This is a genomic window from Dyella koreensis (genome assembly GCF_044904565.1).
Taxonomy (GTDB): domain Bacteria; phylum Pseudomonadota; class Gammaproteobacteria; order Xanthomonadales; family Rhodanobacteraceae; genus Dyella_D; species Dyella_D koreensis.
In genome coordinates, this window is record NZ_JADIKD010000004.1 from 129,766 (window position 1) to 152,124 (window position 22,359).

Genomic DNA, 22,359 nt, shown 5'->3' on the forward strand with positions numbered 1-22,359 from the left:
TCTACGAAGCACAGGGATGCGGCGATCGCCCACAGGGTGGGCTCCTACAGAGAGAAAACAGCAGGCCCCGGGGCGCGAAACCTGCCAAAGCCTTCCCTGCATGGAAGGCTGAAACTCAGAAGCGATAGCCGAAGCTCACGCCGTAGGCCAGCGGGTTGATGGTGGTGTGACCGACCCTGGTGCCGTTGACGTGTACGTCGCTGCCGATATCCATCCAGCGCACATCCGCCGTAATCATCCAGCGCGGACTGATCTTCACGTCGACACCGGCATGCGCGGCTACGCCCCAGCTGCTGTCGATGCTCACGCGCGTACCTTGCAGCGGTCCCTTGCCGTCGATGTTGAAGAAGCGTGTGTAGTTCACGCCGAGGCCGACGAAGGGCGACACCGTGCGGTCGGTCATGAAGTGGTAGTTCACACCGAGCACCGGCGGCAGCTGATGGGCAACGGCGACCTGGGTGCCATTGAGGCGCACGTTGTGGCGGAATGGTGCGGCCACCAGCAGTTCCGCGCCCCAGTTCGGCGTGATCAGGTACTCGAGGCTCGCGGTCGGTTTGAGGTCGCCGCTGACCTTGGCTTTCATGCCGGCGAGGGTGCCGTTGTTCGATTTTGGATCGACCGCGTGCGCGCCGAAGCGCACCACCCAGGCATCGTCATTGGCATGCGCGGGCAGGGCCGCGACGCCGAGGCTGACCACGGCGAGCAGAGGCAAAAGGGATTTCATAGCGTGTCCTTGTAGTGTCCATATCGAGGTAGCGCTTCCATGCTGGCCCAGCGCCGTGGGCGCGCATCTGATCTGAGTCAATCGCAAGGACGCGTGAAAACGTTTCGCGACGATCTGCCACACCCGTGAGGTGCATCACACTTCACTCATCAAGGCTGTCGCGGGCGTGCTGAGGTGTGTCGGACATCAAATAAAAAGCCCGCCGGGTGGCGGGCTTTTGTCTGGCGCGTACCTTGCGCGGGCTCAGGTATCGGCGTCGGTGGCAAAGCCTTCGCGCGTGCCGCGATTGAACACGCGATCGCTACCCAGCACATCGGCCGCCGCGTGCGCGGTGCCATCCTTGAGCCGCGCATAGATCGGCGTGAAGTCCGGACGCGTTGCTTCGAACAGTTGCTCGAAGCTGTCGATGACGAAATACGTCTGCTGGTAGGTATCGATGCGGTAGCGCGTATTCATCACGCGCTCCAGGCCGAAGCCGATACGGTTGGGTGCAGGCGCGTCGAGGCAGTAGATGGATTCGCCCTTGGAGCTGACGATGCCTGCGCCGTAGATGCGCATGCCTTCATCCGTATTGATCAGGCCGAACTCCACCGTGTACCAGTAGAGGCGCGTGAGGTTCATCAGCGCTTCGGGGCCGATGCCGAATGCCTTCATGCCGCCGCGTCCGTACGCCTGCATGTAATCGGCGAACACCGGGTTGAGCAGCAACGGCACGTGGCCGAACAGATCGTGGAACAGATCGGGCTCGCTCAGGTAATCGAGCTGCTCGGGCTTGCGGATCCACCAGCTCACCGGGAAGCGGCGATTGGCCAGGTGATCGAAAAACACTTCGTCCGGAAGCAGGCCTTCGACAGCAACCAACTCCCAGCCAGTGGTCTTGCCCAGCACCTTGTTGAGGTCAGCGAACTTCGGGATGCCGCCTTCGCCCAGGCCGAAGCGTTCCACGCCTTCCATGAATTCCTTGCAGGCCCGGCCCGGCAGCAGCTCGCGCTGGCGCTGGAACAGGGTGTTCCACACGTCGTGGTCGGTGCGGCTATAGCTGGCCCATGGCTGCTCGACCACGCCGGTGGCGTACACCGGCACATAACCGCGATCGGTTTGCTGGTGTTCGACTTTGCGTGGCGCGTTCTGGTCCATCGGTAGCTCCGGCTCGCTGCAAGACAGGCCCGGGAAGGGCGAGCAACAGCATACGGCCGATGGCCCGCATGAAGGTTGTTTTGTTGTTCTATAAAGCACTCTTGGTGCAATATTCGTGCGTCAAAGACCTTCTACGCCGAGGTATCGTGCATGGGCAACCTGGACCGCACCGATCTGCGCATCCTCGCTGTACTGCAAGGGGATGGGCGCATTACCAATGCTGAGCTGGCCGAACGGGTCAGCCTGTCGCCTTCCGCCTGCCTGCGCCGCCTGCAACGGCTGGAAGGTGAGGGCATCCTCACTGGCTATACCGCCCAGGTGGATCCGGAGGCGGTGGGCCTGGGCCTGCAAGCGTTCGTGCGTGTGCAGCTGACCAAGCATGAGAGCGAGGCGATCGAGCGCTTCGTGGAGCATGTGAATGCGTGGGACGAGGTCGTCGCCTGCTATGCGCTCACCGGCGACATGGATTACCTGATGCACATCTATGTGGCCGACCTGCAGCACTTCTCGCGCTTTTTGCTGGATCGCCTGCTCAACGCCTCGGGTGTGGCCGATGTGAATTCCAGTTTCGTGCTGCGTACGGTAAAGCGCTCGGCGGCTTTGCCTTTGACGCAGTTGGAGCGCTAGTTCACGCGGCTTCGTTCGCCAGCGCCATCGACGGGTCGTCGTCGCGGCGCCGTTGAATGCGCAAAGCCAGGAACGCGGCCACCACGCCGGTGGCTCCGGCGATCACGAACGGAGTCAGATAACTGCCCAGCTGCACGCGCAGCACGCCAGCCATGAACGCGGCGACCGCCGCACCAACCTGGTGTCCCGCCACTACCCAGCCAAATACCACCGGCGCATCGCGTTCGCCGAAAGCCTCGGTGGTCAGGCGCAGCGTGGGTGGCACCGTGGCGATCCAGTCCAGGCCATAGAACACGCCGAACAGCGACAGGCTGTACAGCGAGAAATCGGAATAGGGCAGATACATCAGCGACAACCCGCGCAGCCCGTAATAGGCGAACAGCAGCTTGCGCGGATCGACGCGGTCAGTGAGCCAGCCCGAGACCGTGGTGCCGAACAGATCGAAGATACCCATCATCGCCAGCAAGCCAGCCGCGCGCACTTCGGGAATACCATGGTCGCCGCACAGCGCGATGAAGTGCGTGCCGATCAGCCCGTTGGTGGTGAAGCCGCACACAAAGAACGTAGCGAACAACAGCCAGAACACGCCGCGCTTGCTGGCTCGCTGAAGCACGCCCAAGGTCAGCGCAAACAGATTGCCCGACGGCGCGCCGGCATCGACAGGTTCGTCTGCGGTGGCGCCATAACGGGTCAGGCCGATATCGGCGGGACGCTCCGGCAACAGCCACAGCACCAGTGGCACGAGCACGGCGCTGACCGCGGCAATGGTCAGCACCACCGCGCGCCAGCTGGCGTACTCGGCGATCGCGGCGAGGCCTGGCAGGAAGATCAGCGTGCCGGTGGCGGTACTGGCGGTGAGCAGGCCCATCATGAGCCCGCGGTGGGTACTGAACCAGCGGCCGACCACGGTGGCGCCCAGCACGACCGCCACGCAGCCGGTGCCCGCGCCTGAAAGCACGCCCCAGGTCAGCAGCAGATGCCACGGTTGGCTCATCGCCGCGCTCGACGCGGCGGCCAGCGCCATCACCGTGAGTGCAATGGCCAGTACCCGGCGGATGCCAAAGCGCTGCATCAGCGCGGCAGCGAACGGCCCCATCAGGCCATAGAGCAGGATGCCCACCGCTGCGGCGGCCGAAATATCGTCCCGGCTCCAGCCAAAGGCACGCCCCAGCGGCAGCATCAGCACGCCCGGTGTGGCGCGCATGCCGGCCGAGGCCAGCAGGGCCATGAACACCACGGCAACCACCACAAAGGCATAGTTTTGGCCGAAAGGCCGGTGGCGTTGTATAGTCATGTTACCGATCGGTACGGGACGGAAGCGCAGAGTACGTACCGATCGGTAACATTGTCAACAGGCCCGTGTATGTCCCATCGCCCCAAGTCCCCTCCCGCCCCCGCCGAAGCGCCACGCCGTGCCGCGGACCGCATTCGCGACACCGCCTTCGATCTGTTCTATCGCGAGGGCATCCGCGCCATCGGCGTGGAGGAAATCGTCACCCGGGCCGGCGTGACCAAGCCCAGCCTGTATCGTGCCTACGAATCCAAGGACGAACTGGCCGCGGCCTACCTCCGCGATTACGACCAGCGCTTCTTCCGCAACTTCGAGGCGCCGGCCGCCGATCATCCTGGCGATCCGAAGGGCCAGTTGCTCGCCTATGTGGATACGCTCGCCGTGCGCGCTAGCAGTGACGGCTATCGCGGCTGCGGTCTCACCAACGCCGTCATCGAATACCCCGATAGCGAACACCCGGCGCATCAAGTTGCGGTGGACAGCAAACGCGCCCTGCGCGAACGCCTGCGCGAGATGTGCCGCGAGATGCGCGCGCGCGATCCCGACGAACTGGCCGACGGCCTGCTGCTGTTGATCGAAGGTAGTTACGTCTCCGGCCAGACCTTCGGCGAAGGCGGCCCCGCACGCGCGCTCGGCGCCGCCGCCCGTCGCCTGATCGACGCCTCACTGTAGGAGCGCACCCTGTGCGCGAAATGGCCCGAGAGGGCCGCGCTTTTCCCATGACACGAGTACCAGCGGCCCCGCTTTGCGGGGCTTTCGCGCACAGGGTGCGCTCCTACAGCAGACGCGCTCGCCAGTTTGAAACGCTGTCCGCTATCGATGCGCTCGCGTACTGCCGACTCGCGGCCCGACTAACGCTAAACTAACCGGACCGATGAGCACCGAAACCGTTTCCGCCCCGGACCGAGACCTCTTGCGACCCCTGCGCTACCTGTGGCGCGTGCCGCTGCTGTTGCTGCATATCGTGCTCGGCATTCTGTTGTGTTCGCTGATCCTCAGCTGGAACCGGCACGCTGTGATGAAAAACGGCCAGGAGCCGTTCGCGCATCGCACCATCCGCTGGTGGTCCACCGTGCTGCTGCGCATCTTCGGGCTGCGTTCGGTGCGTGTCGGCCAGCCGCTGGCCGATCCGGTGCTGTTCGTCGCCAACCACACCTCGTGGGTCGACATCGAACTGCTGCACAGCCAGCGCGCGGCGTGTTTCGTGGCGAAGGCCGAGATCGCCAGCTGGCCGCTGGTCGGCTGGCTGGCCGCGAGCGGCGGCACCATTTTCCATCGGCGCGGCAGCAACCATTCGCTGGCGACGGTGATGCAGGTGATGGTCGATCGCCTGCGTGGCCAGCGCTCGGTGGCGGTATTCCCGGAAGGCGGCACTGGCCACAACGGCGTGCTGCGTGTGTTCCATGCCCGCATCTTCCAGGCCGCGCTCGATGCGGAAGTGGCCGTGCAACCGGTAGCGCTGCGTTTCGCGCGCGACGGCCGTCGGGTGGTCGACGCCGGTTTCCGCGAAGGCGAGAACTTCATGCAGAACTTCCTGCGCCTGCTCGGCGAAGCGCCGCTGGATGCCGAGGTGCATTTCCTGGAGCCAGTGCCGGCCATGCCGGAAGCGCGCCGCCGCATGGCTGAGCTGTCGCGCGAACGCATCGCCGCCGCGCTGGAAGATCGCTCGGCATGAGTTTGCCCAAGGGCATCGACTTCCGTCCGCCGTGGCCGCTGAGCAGCGGCCATATCCAAACCATGCTGTCGTCCAGCGGTGTGCGCCGCCAGCTGCTGCCGCGCGCGGCGCAGACGGTGCAGGACGGCGCGGAACCGGTGATGGTCGACGGTGGCGATGGTGTGCGCCTCACCGGCGCCTACACAGCGCAGAAACACCGGCCGCAGGCGCGTGGCCTGGCCGTGCTGTTCCACGGTTGGGAAGGCAGCGTCGACTCCACGTATGTGCTGCAGACCGGCAGCCGCCTGCTCGCGGACGGCTGGGATGTGTTCCGCCTGAACTTCCGCGACCACGGCGACAGCCACCCGCTCAACGAAGCGCTGTTCCATTCCTGCCGCATCGACGAAGTGGTGCACGCGCTGGCCGATATCACGCGGCGCTGGCCGGCACAGCGGGTAGCGCTGGCGGGCTTTTCGCTGGGCGGTAATTTCGCGTTGCGCGCCGCGTTGCGCGCGCCGGAAGCCGGCATTCCCTTGAGTTATGCGCTGGCCGTGTGCCCGATCATCGATCCGGGCGAGGGCCTGTTTTCGCTTGAAGAGACCGCGCCCTGGTTCTATCGCGCCTACTTCCTGCGCAAGTGGCGCCGTTCGCTGCAGGCCAAGCAGGCGGCGTTTCCGCACCGGCAGTACTTCGAGCTGGACGAGCTGAAGCAGAGTCTGCGCGGCCTCACCGAATCGCTGGTGTTGCGCCATACCGACTTCGGTTCGCTGCAGGCGTATCTGGACGGCTATTCCGTGGCCGGCGATGCGCTCAAGGCCTTGAATATTCCCGCCACCATTCTTACCGCGCGCGACGATCCGGTGATTCCGGTCGACGCGTTCGAAAAGCTGGAACTGCCGCCGAACGTGGAGCTGGACATCGCAACCCACGGCGGGCATTGCGGTTTCATCCGCGGCTACGACATGACCAGCTTTACCGACGACTACATCGCCGCACGCTTCAACGCGCTCCTGTAGGAGCGCACCCTGTGCGCGACGGGTGCTCGAAACGCCCAGTCGAAGAGCGGTCGCCCACAGGGTGGGCTCCTACAGTGTTATCGAGGTGGAGATTCAATCCGCCGGTACGCAGCGCCCACGCGCCCAGATCCGCAAAGCTTCCACTTGTTCGTGCATCAGTACCGACAGCGGGCGCGTCTGTTCCAGCGCGGCTAGCAAGGTAGCCTGCTCCAGTGGCGTGTTGCCACTGCTGGCGTCATACAGCGCACTGACGATGGCCTGCTCGATCTCCGCGCCGGAGAAGCCTTCGCTGGCGGCAGCCAGGGCGGGCAGATCGAACTGCTCCACCGGCAGTTTGCGCCGCCGCAGATGCATGGCGAAGATCTCCGCACGCACCGAGGTCTGCGGCAAATCGACAAAGAAGATCTCGTCGAAACGCCCCTTGCGCAGCAGCTCGGCCGGCAACTCCTGCACCGCATTCGCCGTGGCGACCGCGAACACCTTGGCCTTGCGTTCGGCCATCCAGGTCAGCAGATAGCCGAGTACGCGGCGCGAAACGCCGCCATCCTCGCCGCCGCTGGCGAGGCCCTTCTCGATTTCGTCGATCCACAATACGCAGGGTGCGAGCAGCTCGGTGCTCTGCAACGCTTCGCGCAGATTCTTTTCGGTCTCGCCCTGGTATTTGTTGTACAGCGCGCCGAAGTCCAGTCGCACCAGCGGCACGCCAAAGCCGCCGGCGATGGCCTTGGCCGCCAGGCTCTTGCCGCACCCCTGCACGCCGAGCAGCAACACGCCCTTAGGCGGATCGAGCATGGGATCCGGCGTGGCCGCGAGAAACACCCCGCGCCGCCGCTGCACCCATTCGCGCACGCGGCTGACGCCAGCAATATCGGCGAAGCTGGCGGTGGCGTATTCGTAGTGCAGCAGACCGGAGCGATTGAGCAGATCGAACTTCGCCTGCATCAGATCCGGTAGATCGTTGGCGGTGAGCGCGCCATCGTTGTAGATCAGCTTGCGCACGATGCGCCGCGCATCCGGTGCCGCCAGACCGAGCAGGTTGCGCACGATGGTGCGCGCTGCTTCGCCATCCACTTCCACGCGACGGCCCTGTTCGCGCTGCCACGCCAGTGCTTCGGCGCGCAGGATCGCGGCGAGTTCCTTGATGTCGGGCAGCGACAGCGGCACGCGCATGGACAACGCTTCCAGTTCCTCCGGCAGCTCGATGCGCGCGCCGATCAGCACTACGGTATGGGCGGAAGAACTCTGCCGCTGCACGATTTCGCGCAGCTGGCGCAACGTCATGGCGTAACGCAGGAAGGGATGGAAATCGAACAGCAGATAGATGCCGCGCTCGCTGGCCGTGCGAATGGCATCCAGGGTGGCCCCGGCGTCCGGCGCCACCTCTGCTTCAGGCTGCACGAAATCGAGCCGCGTGAGGCCGTCGGTCAGCGTCCAGCGCCATAGCGGGCGCAGTGCCTGCGAGATCACATGGCGGAAACATTCGATGACACGTTGTTCGTCGACCGTCTCGATGACCAGCAGCGGCGTAGCCGCGCGCACCAAGGTGGTCAGGTCCTGCAATTCGCTCATGTAACTCGCCCCTCCGTGGGCCGGCACAATAGCAGAGCCGGCTCACCGGCTTGTGGCAGAGGCAACTTCACGCGGGTCGGTATACGCTCTCGCTCCGGTCTCCCACGGAGTCTTTCCCCATGCGTTTGCTGCTGTCTCTCGCACTCGGCCTGCTAGCGGTTCCGGCGATGGCCGCCCCCCAGCTCGACAAGCTCACCCTGCCCAAGGGGTTCCATATCGCCGTCTACTCCGATCAAGTGCCGAATGCGCGCGAGATCGCACTGGGCGCCAAAGGCACGGTGTTCGTCGGTTCCAACGATGCCGGCAAGGTCTATGCGCTCACCGACAGTACCGGCAGCGGCAAGGCCGACAAGGTGCGTGTGCTCGCCACCGGCCTGCAACTGCCGGTGGGTGTCGCGTTCAAGAATGGCGATCTGTACGTGTCCGCCGTCAGCAAGATCGTGGTCTTGCGCGATATCGAGAACCATTTGGATGCGCCGCCCAAGCCCGAGGTGGTCTATGACAAATTCCCCACCGAAACGCACCACGGCTGGAAGTTCATCGCCTTCGGTCCGGACGGCAAGCTGTACGTGCCGATCGGCGCGCCGTGCAATATCTGCGACAAAGGTAAGGACTACGCCAAGCTCACCCGCCTCAATGCAGACGGCACGGGCCTGGAAGATGTGGCCTACGGCATCCGCAACACGGTCGGCTTCACCTGGCGGCCGGGCTCGAACCAGTTGTGGTTCACCGACAACGGCCGCGACATGATGGGCGACGACATGCCCAGTGACGAACTGAACCGCCTCACCCGCGTCGGCGAGCACTTCGGTTACCCCTATTGCCACCAGGGCGACACGCTCGATCCCGAGTTCGGCAAGGGCAAGAACTGCAAGGACTACACGCCGCCCGTGCTGAAGCTCGGTCCGCATGTCGCCTCGCTGGGCCTGCGTTTCTATGAAGGCAAGCAATTCCCAGCCAGCTACAAGGGCGCGCTGATCATCGCCGAGCACGGTTCGTGGAATCGCACCAAGAAATCCGGCTATCGCGTGATGACGGTGCGTCTCAATGGCGACAAAGTGGCTTCGTACGAACCGCTGATCGAGGGCTTCCAGCAGGACGAAAAAGCATGGGGCCGGCCGGCGGATGTGCAGCCGCTGCCAGACGGCAGCCTGCTGGTAAGCGACGATGAAGCGGGCGCGCTGTACCGCGTTACCTATCAGGCCGCCAAGTAAGTTATCGGGCCCGCCTGTCCGGCGGGCTTCGCATTCGATCGATCACAGGAGAACGCAGTGCAACTTCGCAGCGACAGTTTTCAGGACGGCCAGCCGATTCCCGCGCGCTACGCCTTCGGCAAGCCCGGTGATCCGGTGACTCTGTCGGACAACTGGAGTCCGCACCTGGCGTGGAAGGACGCGCCGCTGGCGACACGTTCCTATGTGCTTACTTGCATCGACACTGATGTGCCCAGCCGTGGAGACGACGTGAACCAACCGGGACGCACCGTACCGGCGGATCTGCCACGCGTGGAATTCGTGCACTGGCTGATGGCAAATATCCCGGTGGAATGCGGCGAGTTGGCGGCCGGCGCCTGCAGCGAAAGCGTGGTGGCCCGCGGCAAGCGCGCGCCTTACGGACCGCCTGGCAGCGTGCAGGGCATGAACGATTTCACCGGCTGGTTCAAGGGCGACGCCGACATGGGTGGCGAATACCTCGGCTACGACGGTCCGTGCCCGCCGTGGAACGATGCGCTGGTTCACCACTACCACTTCCGCATCCACGCGCTCGACGTGAGTTCGTTGAAACTGGCCGACGGTTTTACCCTGGCCGAGTTGCGCAACGCCATGGAAGGGCACGTTCTCGACGAAGCGGAAATCGTCGGCAGCTACGCGATCAATCCAGCGGCCACGAACGGGAAATGAGTCGAGCGAAGTGAGAAAACAGAGCCGGCAAGAACGCAGGCGCTGTCCCTCGTTTCTCACTCCTCGTCACTCACTTCCGCACTATTGTGGTGAAGGCGTGCAGGCCGCCGCGCATAGCCTTCACGCTGGCAAGGCATGCGCTGTGGATGAATGGTGGTGGGGCGACCGTCCCGCCCGTTCATCGAGGATCGCGCCATGCTTCACTATGCCCTGGTCTTTCTGATCATCGCCATTATCGCGGCGTTGTTCGGGTTCACAGGGATTGCAGGCACTGCTGCTGGTATCGCCAAAATCCTGTTCATCGTGTTCCTGATCCTCGCCGCCATCGCCTTCTTCCGGCGTACCAACTGAACGAAAGCGCCGCGCCGTGCGCCACGGCACCGGCAAATTCGCTAGAGTCATCCCTCTGTCCACCGGAGAACGCCATGAACAAGCAAGTCCAGGCGCAGGAAGCCAACGCGGGCAACCGTATCGAGGAAGGCGCCGAACGCATCAAGCAGGCCACGACCAGCGCCGTCACCGGCGCCAAGGAAGCGGTCGAGCGCGCCGCCGACCACGTGGAAGAAAGCCTGCATCGGGCCACCGACAAGGCTGCGGGCGCCGCCACGCGCGCCAGCAGCAAGGCCGGCGAATACAGCGAACGCAGCCGTGAGGTCTACGACGACGCCATGGATCGCGCCGACGAATGGCTGGGCAAGGCGCGCGATTACGTGCGCGAAAAGCCGGTGCAGTCGGTCGCCATCGCGCTGGGCGCGGGCTGGCTGCTCGGCCGCATCCTGCGCCGCTGAAAAACGTGACAGCGAGGGCAGGGGATGCACGATCCCGGGCGTGAGGAAGCCGCCGACGCGGCCGGCGAAACGCCTGGGCAGCCCGAGGCGCCGGGTGTACTGGATGACGTCGGTCGGGCCGGACGCGCCTTCAAGCAGCTGTTCGGCGCGCAGCTAAACCTGCTGATCGCCGAACTCGGCCTCGCGCGCAGCGCCATTTCCTGGATGCTGCTGGCCGGGCTGGCCGCCACCGTGGCGGGGGTCGGTCTCGGCCTGAGCCTGATGGCGCTGATCGGCGTGCTGCTGGCGAAATGGCTGGATTCCTGGGCGTGGGCGTTGGTGGTATTGGCGCTGCTGCAGGGCGTATTCCTGTACGCCATGATCCTGCTGTTCCGGCGCTGCATGCATTGGCTGAGCCTGCCCGCCACGCGCGGCGAATGGCGTGAGACCATGCGCCAGGCAATGCGCAAGGCCGAACGCAGCGAAACGGCGGGCGCCGACGCGGATCGGCCCGCCAGCCGGGAGGACGGGACATGAGCGTGTTCAAACATCTCCATGCCGTGCGTGCCGCACGCGCTGATGTCATCGAGGCGCGGCAGCGTGTGGCTGAACCCGCCGGCGCACTGCTGGATCGCGGACGGCGGCATCCCCTGGGTACGGTCAGCGTGGCCGCGGGTCTCGGTTTCGTCCTGGGCCAGTTGAACGTCCATCCGTTGCGCGTGCCGGGCCTGGGCGCCTTGTTGAGCGGCAGCGCTGCCGAAGTGGTGATGCAGGCCGCGCGTCTGGTCCGTGAATTCAGCGAAGGCGGCTTCGACGCATCATGAGCGATCCCCTGCTCCCTGTGCCGCCGCCGGCTCCCGCCGTCGGCGCCGAAAGCGCGAGCGCAAACCCGCTCGCGCAGGGGCAGGTAAAACGCCGTCATCATCGCCACTACATCGCGCGCGCCACGCAAAACCATCTGCGCGGTATTCGTGTGGTGCTCAATGTGCTGCTGATCCTGGCGTTGCTGTACACCATTACCCTGATCAAGGCGCTGCTGATTCCGCTGGTGCTCGCCGGCTTCATCGGCCTCGCGCTTAATCCCATCGTTGCCGCGACTGCGCGGCGGGGTGTGCCGCGCTGGTTAAGCGCGAGCGTGTTGATGATCGTCCTGATCGCCGGCATTGGCACAGGTATCGGGTTGTTGGCGCAACCCGCGGTGGGCTGGTTCCACGACGCCCCAACGGCGATCAAGAATTTCGTGCCCAAGCTGCGCGCGGTCACGCAGCCATTGGAAGCAGCCAGTCGCGCCACGCAAACGCTGGTGAGCGGCCAAACCGTGCGCGCGCCGGCTCGGTCGGCCGACGTGGCAGTCAATGCCTGGGACATATTGGCGACCACGCCTAAAGTAGTCGCCGCCGTGCTCACCGTGGTGCTGCTGGTGTTCTTTTTCCTGATCTACGGTGATGCATTGTTGCGACGGATGGTCGAGATCGCTCCCAACCTGGGTTACAAGCGTCACGTCGTCGCAATCGTGCGTAGCATTCAGACCGAGGTGTCGCGCTACATTCTCACCACCCTGCTGATCAACCTGGTACTGGGCCTGCTTACCGCCGGCATGTTGTGGGCTTATCGGGTGCCTGACCCGTTGTTGTGGGGTGCGGTGGCGATGTTGGCCAACTTTATTCCTTATGTTGGCGCAGTCACGACGACGACCGTGCTGGCACTGGTCGGCCTGATGAATTTCAACGACCCGGGCCATGCTTTGCTGCCGGCGTTGACGTTTGCTGGTATCACGGCGGTGGAAGGCAATTTGATTACGCCGTTTATCCAGGGGCGGCGTATGCGGCTGAGTCCCGTCGCCATCTTGCTGTGGCTGTTGGTATGGGGATGGCTATGGGGCATCCCCGGTGCGCTGCTTGCCGTGCCTATGTTGACTAGCGCCAAATTGGTGGCTGAGCGTGTGCGAGGGTGGCGCTGGTTTGCACAGTTGGTGCAGCGTTAAATGAAGCCACCGTAGGAGCGCACCCTGTGCGCGAAACGGCCCGAAGGGCCGCGCTCTTGAATAACGCACGGTATCTAGGCGGCCCTGCTAACGCAGGGCTTTCGCGCACAGGGTGCGCTCCTACAAAATCGCGTTGCCGCAACATGATGGGAGGGCGGCATCGCGGTGTCGCATCGCGAATGTCACCAGGCGATCGGCGCGCGATCCCGAAAAAAACCGCCTGTGATCGATCCTTGCGGCGGCAGGCAAGCCGCCCACACGATGCCGGCGGCGCCATCAGCGACAGGCCTTCCACCAGGACCACCCATGTCGGTGGCGACCCAGCCGGGGCAAACGGCGTTGACCAGGATGCCGCTGCCGCGCAGTTCGCTGGCGAGCATGCGGGTGTAGCTGTTGAGGGCGGCTTTGGAGACGCGGTAGGCGGGGCAGTCTTCGCCTTCGCTGTCGATGGCACCGCAGCCGCTGGAGACGTTGACGATGCGACCGTAGGCGTGGCGCTTCATCAGCGGCACGGCGGCTTCGCTGAGGCGCCACGCGCCGAGCAAGTTAGTGTCGAGTGCGCTTTGTACGTGGGAGACGTCGACCGATGAAGCACGGTCGCCGATATCGAAGAACGCGCCAGCGTTATTGACCAGAATGTCGAGCCGGCCGTAGTCCTGCTCGATGCGTGCCGCCAGCGCATCCACATCAGCCTGCGCCGTCACATCCAGTTGCACGGCCACCACGTCGCTACCGGCACGTCGCAATTGCTTCGCGGCTTTTTCGCCCGCGGCGAGATTGCGGGCGCCGAGCAATACCGTCATGCCGCTGGTGCCGAGCTGGCGGGCGACTTCGAGTCCGAGTCCGCGATTGGCGCCACTGACCAGCGCGATACGCTGGGTCAGTGGCGGTTCGGTAGCCAACGAACGCTCACGCGGAGAGCGACGTGGAAACGGGAGCGGGTTCATCGCCTGGCACTCACGGCACCTGTGCGACTTGGGTGCAGTGTTCGTCACCGCACGCTTGCCAGCCGCCACCCAGCGCCTTGTACACAGCGACGGCGCGCAGGTTGATCGCGGCCTCCGCTTCGGCCAGCGAATCCTCGGCAGTGAGCTGAGTGCGCTCGGCATCCAAAAGTTGCAGGAAGTCCGCGGCACCTTCGTTGTAGCGGATGCGCGCCAAGTCCGCTGCCCGGCGACTCTGCGCCACCTGATCGATCAACTTCTGCACGCGCTCGCGTTGCAGGTTGAAACTCACCAGCGAGTTGTTGACGTCTTCCACGGCAGTCAACACCGTACGCTGATAGTTCGCCATCGCCGCATCGGCACGCGCTTCGCTCGCCTTTACGTTGGAACGCACGCGCTGCACGTTGAGGCCCGGCCAGCTGATGCTCGGCGCGATCGACCAAGCACGCGTGGCGGGACTGCCAAAGTTGTTGCTCTGCCCGGCGAGGAAGCCGACAAAGCCACCCAGCGTGATATGCGGAAACCAATCCGCCTTGGCGACGCCGATGCGTGCATTGGCGGCGGCCAGCTCGCGCTCCGCCACGCGCACGTCAGGGCGGCGCGCCAGGACATCGCCGGCGTTGCCGATCGGCAGGGAGACATCGATCGCCTTGAAGCGCTGCGGCGCCAGGTCGATGTCCAGCTCACCGGGACGTTCGCCCAGCAACACGGCCAGATGCGCCGCATCGGCATGCGCCTGCGTTTCCAGCACCGGCAACTGCGCTTCTACCGAGCTGAGCCGTGCATTCGCGCTGGCCACGTCCTGCTCGGAGCCCGTGCCGATATCCAGGCGTGCCTGGATCAGGCGCAGCGATTCGCGCTGGTTGTCGATATCGCGCTTGGCCACATCGATACGCAACTGCGTACCGCGCAGATCGAAGTAGTAGCGCGCGACGTCGGCGAACAACGTCACCTGCGCATCCTGCAGCGATGCGGCGCTGGCATCGGCCTGCGCACCGGCCGCTTCCACTGAGCGACGCACCCCGCCGAACAGATCCAGCTCCCAGCTGGCATCAAAGCCAGCCTGATAGGTCTCAACCGTGGTGCGCTTAGTGGAGAAGCCCGGCTGCTGGCCGCGAGCACGCGTGTAGCTGGCGTCCGCATTCACCGTCGGCCACTGATCGGCGCGACTGACGCCGAGCAGCGCACGCGATTCCTGCAAATGCGCGATGGCGATCTTCAGATCCGGCGCGTTCTTCGCCGCGTGCTGGATGAGCGCATCCAGTGTCGGGTCATTGAACTGCTTCCACCAGTTGGCCTGGAAGTCCTGCGCGCTTTCCTGCTTCTGGTCGACCTCTTGCAAGGTCAGCGGCTTCTCGTCGGGGCGGTGATAATCCGGCCCCACGCTCACACAACCAGCCAGTGCCAGTGCGGCCACCATCGCCGTCCAGCGCAGCGCGGATGCGCCGGTGCGGGCGGCCGAGGCCGGAGTGAGCGGACGCTCACTCCGGTTTGCGTTCTTGAATAGGTTCAACATCTCAATGTTCCTCCATCGCCGGTGCCGGCAGACCACGCGCGGCGCGGCGAGCCGCACGGCGCTCGGCGGCGCTTTCGCTCCAGCCGCGGATCAGCACATAGAACAGCGGGGTAAAGATCAGGCCGAAGAAGGTGACGCCCAGCATGCCGGCGAACACCGCTACACCCATCGCATGACGCATCTCGGCACCCGCACCGTGCGAGGTCACCAGCGGCACCACGCCCATGATGAAAGCGATCGAGGTCATCAGGATCGGGCGCAGTCGCAGACGGGCGGCTTCCAACACAGCCTGCTTGCGATCAAGCCCTTCCAGGATCTGCGCTTCGCGGGCGAACTCCACGATCAGAATCGCGTTCTTGCACGCCAGGCCCACCAGCACGATCAAACCGATCTGGGTGAAGATGTTGTTGTCGCCACCCGACAGCCACACGCCGGAGATGGCGGACAGCAGCACCATCGGCACGATCAAGATCACCGCCAGCGGCAAGGTCAGGCTCTCGTACAGCGACGCCAGCACCAGGAACACCAGCAGCACGCACAAGGGGAACACCAGCACCGCGGTATTGCCGGCGAGGATCTGCTGATACGTCAGCTCGGTCCATTCGAACGACATGCCGTTGGGCAGGTTGTCGCGCGCCAGCTTCTCCATCGCATCCTGCGCCTGGCCCGAGCTGAAGCCCGGAGCCGGGCCGCCGTTGATCTCGGCGGTGGGATAACCGTTGTAGTGCTGCACGCGATCCGGGCCCACGCCTTGATGCACGCTCAGGAACGAACCGAGCGGAATCGCTTCGCCCTTCGCATTGCGTGTCTTCAGCTGCAACAGGTCTTCCGGCTCACGGCGGAAATGCTGGTCAGCGGAAACGTTCACCTGATACGTACGACCGAAACGGTTGAAGTCGTTGACGTAGAGCGAGCCCATGTAAGCCTGCATGGTCTGATACACATCGCTCAGATCCACACCCTGCGCCTTGGCCTTCTCGCGGTCCACGTCCGCATCGATCTGCGGCACGCTCACCTGATAGCTGGAGAACAGGCCCGCCAATGCCGGCGTCTTCTGGCTCGCAGCGATCAGACCCTGCGTCTGCTTGAACAACTCTTCAAAGCCCACGTCCGAACGGTCTTCGATCTGGAGGCGGAAACCACCGATCGTACCCAGGCCCATCACCGGCGGCGGCGGGAACACCGCGATGTAGGCGTCCTGGATGGAAGCGAACTTCTGGTTCAGCGCACCGGCAATCGCACCTGCCGACAGCGACGGATCACGGCGCTCTTCGAATGGCTTGAGCGTGGCGAACACGATGCCGGAGTTGGTGCTGTTGGTGAAACCGTTGATCGACAGACCCGGGAACGCCACCGCACTCTGCACACCCGGCTGCTTCAGCGCGATGTCGCTCATGCGGCGGATCACGTCCTCCGTGCGATCGAGCGACGCGGCATCCGGCAGCTGCGCGAACGACACCAGGTACTGCTTGTCCTGCTGCGGCACAAAGCCGGTCGGTACATGGGCGAAGCCGAAGAAGCCCAGCAGCACCAGGCCACCGTAAATCATCAGCGCGATGGAACCGGAGCGCAGCACACGCTGCACACCACCCACATAGCGGTTCGCACCACTCGTGAACAAGCGGTTGAACGGGCGGAACAGCCAGCCCAGGCCGCGATCCATCCACACCGTGAGCTTGTCCTTCGGCGCGTCATGGTCGCGCAGCAGGATGGCGGCTAGCGCCGGGCTCAGGGTCAGCGAGTTGAAGGCCGAGATCACCGTGGAGATGGCGATGGTCAGTGCGAACTGGCGATAGAACTGGCCGGTCAGGCCGCTGATGAAGGCGGCCGGCACGAACACCGCGCACAGCACCAGCGCCGTCGCCACGATGGGGCCAGTCACTTCCTTCATCGCCTGGCGCGTGGCTTCCTTCGGCCGCATGCCATGTTCGATATGACGCTCGACGTTCTCCACCACCACGATGGCGTCGTCCACCACGATGCCGATGGCCAGCACCAGGCCGAACAGCGACAGCGCGTTGAGCGAGAAGCCGGCGACATACATCACCGCGAACGTACCGATCAGCGACACCGGCACCGCTACCAGCGGGATGATCGATGCACGCCAGGTCTGCAGGAACAGGATCACCACCAGCACGACCAGCGCGATGGCTTCAAACAACGTATGCACCACCGCCTCGATCGAGCCGCGCACGAACACGGTCGGGTCGTAGACGATGTGGTAGTCCACACCCTGCGGGAAATCCTTCTTTAGCCCCGCCATGGTGGCGCGCACTTCGTCGGAGATCTGGATCGCGTTGGAACCCGGGCGGGCGAAGATCGGAATCGCCACCGCCGGCTGGTTGTCCAGCAGGCTGCGCAGCGCGTAGTTGTTCGAACCCAGCTCCACACGCGCGACATCGCGCAGATGCGTCACCGCGCCATTGGCCTCGGTGCGCACGATGATGTTGAGGAAGTCTTCCTCGTTGATCAGGCGGCCTTGCGTGTTGATGTTGAGCTGGAATGCGGCATTGCCCGGGCCGGGCGGCGCATTGAGCGCACCGGCGGCGACCGCCACGTTCTGCTCCTGGATCGCATGAATCACATCGCCAGTGGTCAGCAGACGCTGCGCCAACCGCTGCGGATCCAGCCATACACGCATGCTGTACTCGCCCGCACCGAACAGCTGCACGTCGCCCACGCCGTTGAGGCGCGCGAGCTGATCCTTGATGTGCAGGCGCGCGTAGTTCGACAGGTAGAGCATGTCGTAACGGTTATCGGGCGAGGTGAGATGCACGACCATGGTCAGGTCGGGCGAGCTCTTCTGCGTGGTCACGCCGAGACGCTGCACTTCCTGCGGCAACTTGGTGAGCGCCTGCGACACGCGGTTCTGCACCTGCACCTGCGCGTTATCCAGGTCGCTACCCAGCGCGAAGGTGACGGTCAGCGTCATCGCGCCATCGCTGGTGGACTGCGAGGAGGTGTAGAGCATGCCTTCCACGCCGTTGATCTGTTCCTCCAGCGGCGTGGCGACGGTCTCGGCGATCACCTTCGGGTTGGCACCCGGGTAGCTGGCGCGCACCACCACGGTGGGCGGCACCACTTCCGGGTATTCGCTGATCGGCAGCCGGAACAGCGAAATGCCGCCGGCGATAAGGATCAGTACGGAAAGGACGCCGGCCAGAATCGGCCTGTCCACGAAAAATTGGGCGATTTTCATCGAATCGGTCCTGGTAGCTCTGACTCCTTCCCGTCAGTGGAAAGGAGTGGCGTTGCCGTGCTTCTGCCCCTCCCCCTGCTCGCAGGGGGAGGTTGGGAGGGGGTAAGCCCTTGCGATGCCGCTGCAAACTTGAGGGGCTCGACCCCTCCCCAACCCTCCCCTGCTGCGCCCGAAGGAAGTCCCCGTGGGACACGCAGGGGGGAGTCATTCGTCAGTCCTGCGAAGCCACTTTGTTCGTCCCGCCACCCGCCTGCGCCAGCTGCTTGCTCGCATCCAGGCTGCGGGTATCCATGGCAACCTTGGTGGGGTTCACTTCCGCACCGGGGCGCACGCGCTGCAGGCCGTTGACGACGACCACGTCGTTGGCATTCAAGCCGTCGTTGACCACGCGCAGACCATCCAGCAGCGGGCCGGTGGTGACCTTGCGGTATTCCACCTTGCGGTCCTTGGTGAGCACGTAGACGTACTTGTTGCCGAGGTCGGTAGCGACCGCGCGGTCATCAATCAACGCACGCGGGAGGCGGCTGTCGCTGCGCAGCTGGATGCGTACATACAGGCCCGGCGTGTAGCGAGCGTCAGCGTTGTCGAACACCGCACGCAGGCGGATCGTGCCTGAGCTGACGCGCAGCTGGTTGTCGACGAAATCGATGCGGCCCACATGCGGGAAGCCCGATTCATTCGCCAAGGCCATCGCCACCTTCGGTGCGCTGCCGTGTTCGCGGCGCAGCTGGTCCAGCTTCAGGTAGCTGTGCTCGTCCACATCGAAGTACGCGTAGACCGGATCCACACTGACCACGCTGGTGAGCACGTCATTGCTGGTGACCAGGTTGCCCGGGGTGACCAGCGCATTGCTGACGCGACCATCGATCGGCGCGCGCACTTCGGTGAAGCCCAGGTTGAGCCGGGCCGACTGCAAGGCGGCGGTGGTGGAAGCCACCTGCGCCTTCGCACTCTGCGAGGCGGTATTCAGTCGGTCGCCTTCCTCGCGGGAGATGGCGTGCTGTTCCAGCAGCTTCTGGCCGCGGGCCGCATTGGCCTCGGCCAGCGCCTGTTCGGCCTTGGCCTGGTTGAGATTGGCGGTGAGGCGATCCACTTCAGCCTGGAAGGGACGCGGGTCGATGCGGAAGAGCAGGTCGCCCTTCTTGACCGCCGCGCCTTCCTTGAAGTGGATCGAATCCACATAGCCGCCCACGCGTGGCCGCAGATCAATGGTGTCTACGGCTTGCAGGCGGCCGGTGAACTCGTCGGAGTCGTTGACGGCCCGCACCAGTACCTGGGCAACGGTGACTTCAGGCGGGCCGCCGGTGGGAGCGGTCTGGGCGTGGCTGGCGCCGTGGTTACCGATAACGGCCCAGCTGCCGGCCACGGCAACGACGGCGAGGGTGGCGAAGATCCATCGTTTCTTCATCGTGCGCTCCGAGAATTAGTGAACGGTTTCGTTCAAATCGTTCGAGGCGCGAGAGAATAGGTGTACTTTGTGGTATAGAAAATACCCTCATGGTGCAATGCAGTAGTGACTGGCAGTCACGAATCAGCAGAGAATCGTCTCTATGGAAGACTTTGCAGCAATATCAGCCTTTGTCCGCGTGGTGGAAGCCAAGAGTTTCGCCGCCGCCGCCACCCAGCTCGGCATGACCCCCTCCGGGGTCAGCCGCGCCGTGTCGCGGTTGGAGGAACGGCTCGGTGCCCGCCTTCTGTTCCGGTCGACCCGTTCGCTGCGGTTGACCGACGATGGGGCCGCGTTCCATGCACGATGCAAGGAAATCCTCGCCGATCTCACCGAGGCGACCGAGGCGCTCAATTACGCCACCCGCAAACCCACCGGCAAGCTGCGCGTGGGTATTTCGCTGGCGGTGGGCCGGGCCGCGATCATCCCGCGCCTGGACGAATTCGAGCAGCGCTACCCGGATATCCGGCTGGAGCTGTCGATGACCGACAGCCCGGCCGACCTCAATGAAGAAGGTATCGACTGCGCCATCCGCGTGGGCGAGCTGGAGGATTCCAGCTTGATCGCACGCAAGATCGGCTACCTGCGCAACGTGGTCTGCGCCTCGCCGGACTACCTGCGCAAATACGGCGCCCCCCAAAGCATCGACGACCTCAAGCAGCACCGCTGTATCAACTACGTCTACCCCAACGGCCGCCAGCGCCAATGGCAGTTCGACACGCCGAGCGGGCAGGTGGGCGTGGATATCGACGCCCATCTGTTGATCAACGACGGCGAGTCGGTGATCCAGGCGGTGTCCGCTGGCCTCGGCATCACCCAGGCGCCGCACATGCTGGTGGCGTGCATGCTCGACAAAGGCATGATCGAGCTGGTGATGGCCGACACCATCTCCACCGGCAAACCGGTGTGGATCGTCTACCCGCAGAAGAAACATCTCTCCGCGCGCGTGCAGGCTTTCATCGAATGGGTACGCGAGTTGTTCGAGCGCACGAACGAGCCGGGTTTGAAGAAGCCGCCGATGGCGAAGCCCGTCGCACCGGCGCAGCGCCTCAGCGCGTAACACACCACTTCGCGGCGGATGACACCGCCGCCGCGAAGCGTGCAAGCCAAAACCTACAGACGTTGCTCGATGTGTTTGCTACGTTCGGGTTGTCGTCGGTGCGTCTCTTCAATGGTCACACCGGCGACCATGGCAGCAATGCTGTGAGAAGCGCGGATCGTGCGAGGTAGGACTCACACGACCCGCTAACCACAACGCAACTTACTAGGAGTTGATCATGGCTACCCACGATCATACGGCACGCGCGCACGCATCCGTCCACCCCGATGCCCCACGATCCCTTTGGACGTCCGTTCTACCTCGTAGATCCGGACGAGGAACCGCGCCGGCAGCGCACACAGCAACAAGCCGGCATCGCCATCGCGATCAATGAACTACGCCACCTGATCGCCTACAGCGACATCGCTCGCGACCTGCAGGCCCGACACCTCACCGCGGAAAACCGCCACTGGCCGCTATCCGCGGCGCGCAAAGAAGGCCTGCATGCCGCCATCCACTTCCTCAACCAGTACGCCCAATCGCTCGGCCACGAGCCCTAGGCGGAAACGCGCGCCGCAGTGATCGTCCTTCGCGGCACATCACGTGAGGAAGGGTGTGCCGCCTCTGCGGCGGGAATGGATGACGATATGGATGAGAAGCGTGTAGGAATTCGCTGATCGCGCTTTACAACTAATTCGCTTAGGTTCGGCGAGTAGGACGACAAGGAGAGGTTGCGTGTTGAGCATTCAAAGGAAGGTAATTCTGACTGCTAGGGCGGTCCTCTCGTCGTGCGCGGCGCGAGCTTCGGGAACGCATGAGTCCAAGACACGGTGGTCGGCCGCGCGAATTCTTTGCCTAGCCATTCTGGTGATGGCATCGCTTGTGACGAATCAAGCTATGGCCGCGAGCTTCGACTGCAAGAAGGTTTCTACAGCCACAGAGAAGCTGATCTGCGAAGACAGTAACTTGTCATCACTCGATGACGACCTTCAGAAGGGCTATCGGATGGCGTTGAGTGCAGTTGATCCCTTCAGTAAGCCGAAGCTGATTGCGGAACAGAGAAACTGGGTCAAGTACGTCCGGAACATCTGCACGGACAGTAACTGTCTTAGCAAGGCATACACGGCGCGTATCGACCTTCTCGCCAAATCCAAAGGGATCATCAACAACGAAGGTGTATGCAGCATTCCGTTCGGCAGTTCATGCCGCAGCGTAGTTCACTACCGTGATCCGAGTTATCGGATCCCATCGTTCAACGAGTCCTTGGCATCGAACAAGCGAAGCGCTCGGGTTATCGGCTGTGACAGGTTGATCGACCTTCCGGTCGGCTACGCTAACAGCAACCATAGCTTCGGCGGCTACTGCACAACTAGGGACGGGTCGATCCGTTCACGGGTGAAGATATGCAACGACGAAATGCTTGGTCATTTCGGGATGCTGCCAGTCAAGGATGGCGAGGATACCGATCAGAACCTGATTGAGTTCACCGATAAGAAATGCTTTGGTGGATAACTAAGCTCCATTGGAGACAACATGCACTGTCG

The 22,359-nt window shown here is 63.9% G+C and carries 22 protein-coding genes; 14 read left to right on the plus strand and 8 right to left on the minus strand.

Going from position 1 to position 22,359, the window contains the following annotated elements; genetic code table 11:
* Nucleotides 1–115: 115 nt before the first annotated feature.
* Both ISS97_RS00615 and phhA read right to left on the minus strand, forming a co-directional pair.
* Nucleotides 116–724 carry an OmpW/AlkL family protein gene (locus ISS97_RS00615; RefSeq protein ID WP_379987307.1) on the minus strand — a complete coding sequence of 203 codons (609 nt, stop codon included), beginning with the start codon at nucleotides 722–724 and terminating at the stop codon, nucleotides 116–118.
* Nucleotides 725–967: 243 nt separating this feature from the next.
* Nucleotides 968–1,861, minus strand: coding sequence for a phenylalanine 4-monooxygenase (gene phhA / locus ISS97_RS00620; RefSeq protein ID WP_379987306.1), 894 nt, complete (start codon nucleotides 1,859–1,861; stop codon nucleotides 968–970).
* 150 nt (nucleotides 1,862–2,011) lie between these two features.
* Between phhA and ISS97_RS00625 the strand changes: the two genes are divergently transcribed.
* Entirely contained in the window at nucleotides 2,012–2,488 is a 477-nt protein-coding gene (locus ISS97_RS00625; RefSeq protein ID WP_379987305.1) for an Lrp/AsnC family transcriptional regulator, read from the plus strand.
* A 1-nt stretch (nucleotide 2,489) separates the two neighbouring features.
* Here ISS97_RS00625 and ISS97_RS00630 read toward each other — a convergent pair whose 3' ends face one another.
* Nucleotides 2,490–3,782 (minus strand): MFS transporter, encoded by a 1,293-nt coding sequence (locus ISS97_RS00630; protein ID WP_379987304.1) that lies wholly within the window; start codon nucleotides 3,780–3,782, stop codon nucleotides 2,490–2,492.
* 69 nt (nucleotides 3,783–3,851) lie between these two features.
* Here ISS97_RS00630 and ISS97_RS00635 point away from each other — a divergent pair, with 69 nt between their 5' ends.
* From ISS97_RS00635 to ISS97_RS00645, 3 genes are all read left to right on the plus strand, one after another.
* Nucleotides 3,852–4,451, plus strand: a complete 600-nt coding sequence (locus ISS97_RS00635; protein ID WP_379987303.1) for a TetR/AcrR family transcriptional regulator — start codon at nucleotides 3,852–3,854, stop codon at nucleotides 4,449–4,451.
* A 202-nt stretch (nucleotides 4,452–4,653) separates the two neighbouring features.
* A complete protein-coding gene (locus tag ISS97_RS00640) occupies nucleotides 4,654–5,454 on the plus strand; it encodes a lysophospholipid acyltransferase family protein (RefSeq protein ID WP_379987302.1) in 801 nt (266 codons plus the stop codon).
* Entirely contained in the window at nucleotides 5,451–6,449 is a 999-nt protein-coding gene (locus ISS97_RS00645) for a YheT family hydrolase (protein ID WP_379987301.1), read from the plus strand. Before ISS97_RS00640 ends, ISS97_RS00645 begins: the two co-directional genes overlap by 4 nt.
* Before the next feature lie 93 nt (nucleotides 6,450–6,542).
* Here the strand turns inward: ISS97_RS00645 and ISS97_RS00650 are convergent, their stop codons facing one another.
* Nucleotides 6,543–8,018, minus strand: coding sequence for an AAA family ATPase (locus ISS97_RS00650; RefSeq protein WP_379987300.1), 1,476 nt, complete (start codon nucleotides 8,016–8,018; stop codon nucleotides 6,543–6,545).
* Nucleotides 8,019–8,137: 119 nt separating this feature from the next.
* On the opposite strand from ISS97_RS00650, the gene ISS97_RS00655 reads away from it, so the two are divergent.
* From ISS97_RS00655 to ISS97_RS00685, 7 genes are all read left to right on the plus strand, one after another.
* Nucleotides 8,138–9,232, plus strand: a complete 1,095-nt coding sequence (locus tag ISS97_RS00655) for a PQQ-dependent sugar dehydrogenase (protein WP_379987299.1) — start codon at nucleotides 8,138–8,140, stop codon at nucleotides 9,230–9,232.
* Nucleotides 9,233–9,289: 57 nt separating this feature from the next.
* Nucleotides 9,290–9,919: a YbhB/YbcL family Raf kinase inhibitor-like protein gene (locus ISS97_RS00660; RefSeq protein WP_379987298.1), complete on the plus strand. Its 630-nt coding sequence runs from the start codon at nucleotides 9,290–9,292 to the stop codon at nucleotides 9,917–9,919.
* Nucleotides 9,920–10,114: 195 nt separating this feature from the next.
* Nucleotides 10,115–10,270 (plus strand): DUF1328 domain-containing protein, encoded by a 156-nt coding sequence (locus ISS97_RS00665; protein WP_379987297.1) that lies wholly within the window; start codon nucleotides 10,115–10,117, stop codon nucleotides 10,268–10,270.
* A gap of 74 nt (nucleotides 10,271–10,344) precedes the next feature.
* Nucleotides 10,345–10,707 carry a DUF883 family protein gene (locus tag ISS97_RS00670; RefSeq protein WP_379987296.1) on the plus strand — a complete coding sequence of 121 codons (363 nt, stop codon included), beginning with the start codon at nucleotides 10,345–10,347 and terminating at the stop codon, nucleotides 10,705–10,707.
* A gap of 24 nt (nucleotides 10,708–10,731) precedes the next feature.
* Nucleotides 10,732–11,223, plus strand: a complete 492-nt coding sequence (locus ISS97_RS00675; RefSeq protein ID WP_379987295.1) for an ABC transporter ATP-binding protein — start codon at nucleotides 10,732–10,734, stop codon at nucleotides 11,221–11,223.
* Nucleotides 11,220–11,510 carry a hypothetical protein gene (locus ISS97_RS00680; RefSeq protein WP_379987294.1) on the plus strand — a complete coding sequence of 97 codons (291 nt, stop codon included), beginning with the start codon at nucleotides 11,220–11,222 and terminating at the stop codon, nucleotides 11,508–11,510. The genes ISS97_RS00675 and ISS97_RS00680 overlap by 4 nt, the downstream gene beginning before the upstream one ends.
* On the plus strand, nucleotides 11,507–12,670 hold the full coding sequence (locus tag ISS97_RS00685; RefSeq protein ID WP_379987293.1) for an AI-2E family transporter: 1,164 nt from the start codon (nucleotides 11,507–11,509) through the stop codon (nucleotides 12,668–12,670). Before ISS97_RS00680 ends, ISS97_RS00685 begins: the two co-directional genes overlap by 4 nt.
* Nucleotides 12,671–12,852: 182 nt before the next feature.
* Here ISS97_RS00685 and ISS97_RS00690 read toward each other — a convergent pair whose 3' ends face one another.
* From ISS97_RS00690 to ISS97_RS00705, 4 genes are all read right to left on the minus strand, one after another.
* Nucleotides 12,853–13,572 (minus strand): SDR family oxidoreductase, encoded by a 720-nt coding sequence (locus tag ISS97_RS00690; protein WP_379987292.1) that lies wholly within the window; start codon nucleotides 13,570–13,572, stop codon nucleotides 12,853–12,855.
* A 55-nt stretch (nucleotides 13,573–13,627) separates the two neighbouring features.
* Nucleotides 13,628–15,034, minus strand: coding sequence for an efflux transporter outer membrane subunit (locus ISS97_RS00695; RefSeq protein ID WP_379987418.1), 1,407 nt, complete (start codon nucleotides 15,032–15,034; stop codon nucleotides 13,628–13,630).
* A 97-nt stretch (nucleotides 15,035–15,131) separates the two neighbouring features.
* Nucleotides 15,132–18,329 (minus strand): efflux RND transporter permease subunit, encoded by a 3,198-nt coding sequence (locus tag ISS97_RS00700; RefSeq protein WP_379987291.1) that lies wholly within the window; start codon nucleotides 18,327–18,329, stop codon nucleotides 15,132–15,134.
* 211 nt (nucleotides 18,330–18,540) lie between these two features.
* The gene (locus ISS97_RS00705; protein WP_379987290.1) at nucleotides 18,541–19,737 is read right to left on the minus strand and encodes an efflux RND transporter periplasmic adaptor subunit; all 1,197 of its coding nucleotides are present in this window, start codon (nucleotides 19,735–19,737) and stop codon (nucleotides 18,541–18,543) included.
* A 142-nt stretch (nucleotides 19,738–19,879) separates the two neighbouring features.
* Here ISS97_RS00705 and ISS97_RS00710 point away from each other — a divergent pair, with 142 nt between their 5' ends.
* The 3 genes from ISS97_RS00710 to ISS97_RS00720 all read left to right on the plus strand — a co-directional run bounded on the left by ISS97_RS00710 (nucleotide 19,880) and on the right by ISS97_RS00720 (nucleotide 22,327).
* Nucleotides 19,880–20,836: a LysR family transcriptional regulator gene (locus ISS97_RS00710; protein WP_379987289.1), complete on the plus strand. Its 957-nt coding sequence runs from the start codon at nucleotides 19,880–19,882 to the stop codon at nucleotides 20,834–20,836.
* 266 nt (nucleotides 20,837–21,102) lie between these two features.
* Nucleotides 21,103–21,375: a hypothetical protein gene (locus ISS97_RS00715; protein ID WP_379987288.1), complete on the plus strand. Its 273-nt coding sequence runs from the start codon at nucleotides 21,103–21,105 to the stop codon at nucleotides 21,373–21,375.
* Nucleotides 21,376–21,550: 175 nt separating this feature from the next.
* Nucleotides 21,551–22,327: a lysozyme inhibitor LprI family protein gene (locus ISS97_RS00720; RefSeq protein ID WP_379987287.1), complete on the plus strand. Its 777-nt coding sequence runs from the start codon at nucleotides 21,551–21,553 to the stop codon at nucleotides 22,325–22,327.
* Nucleotides 22,328–22,359: the final 32 nt, after the last annotated feature.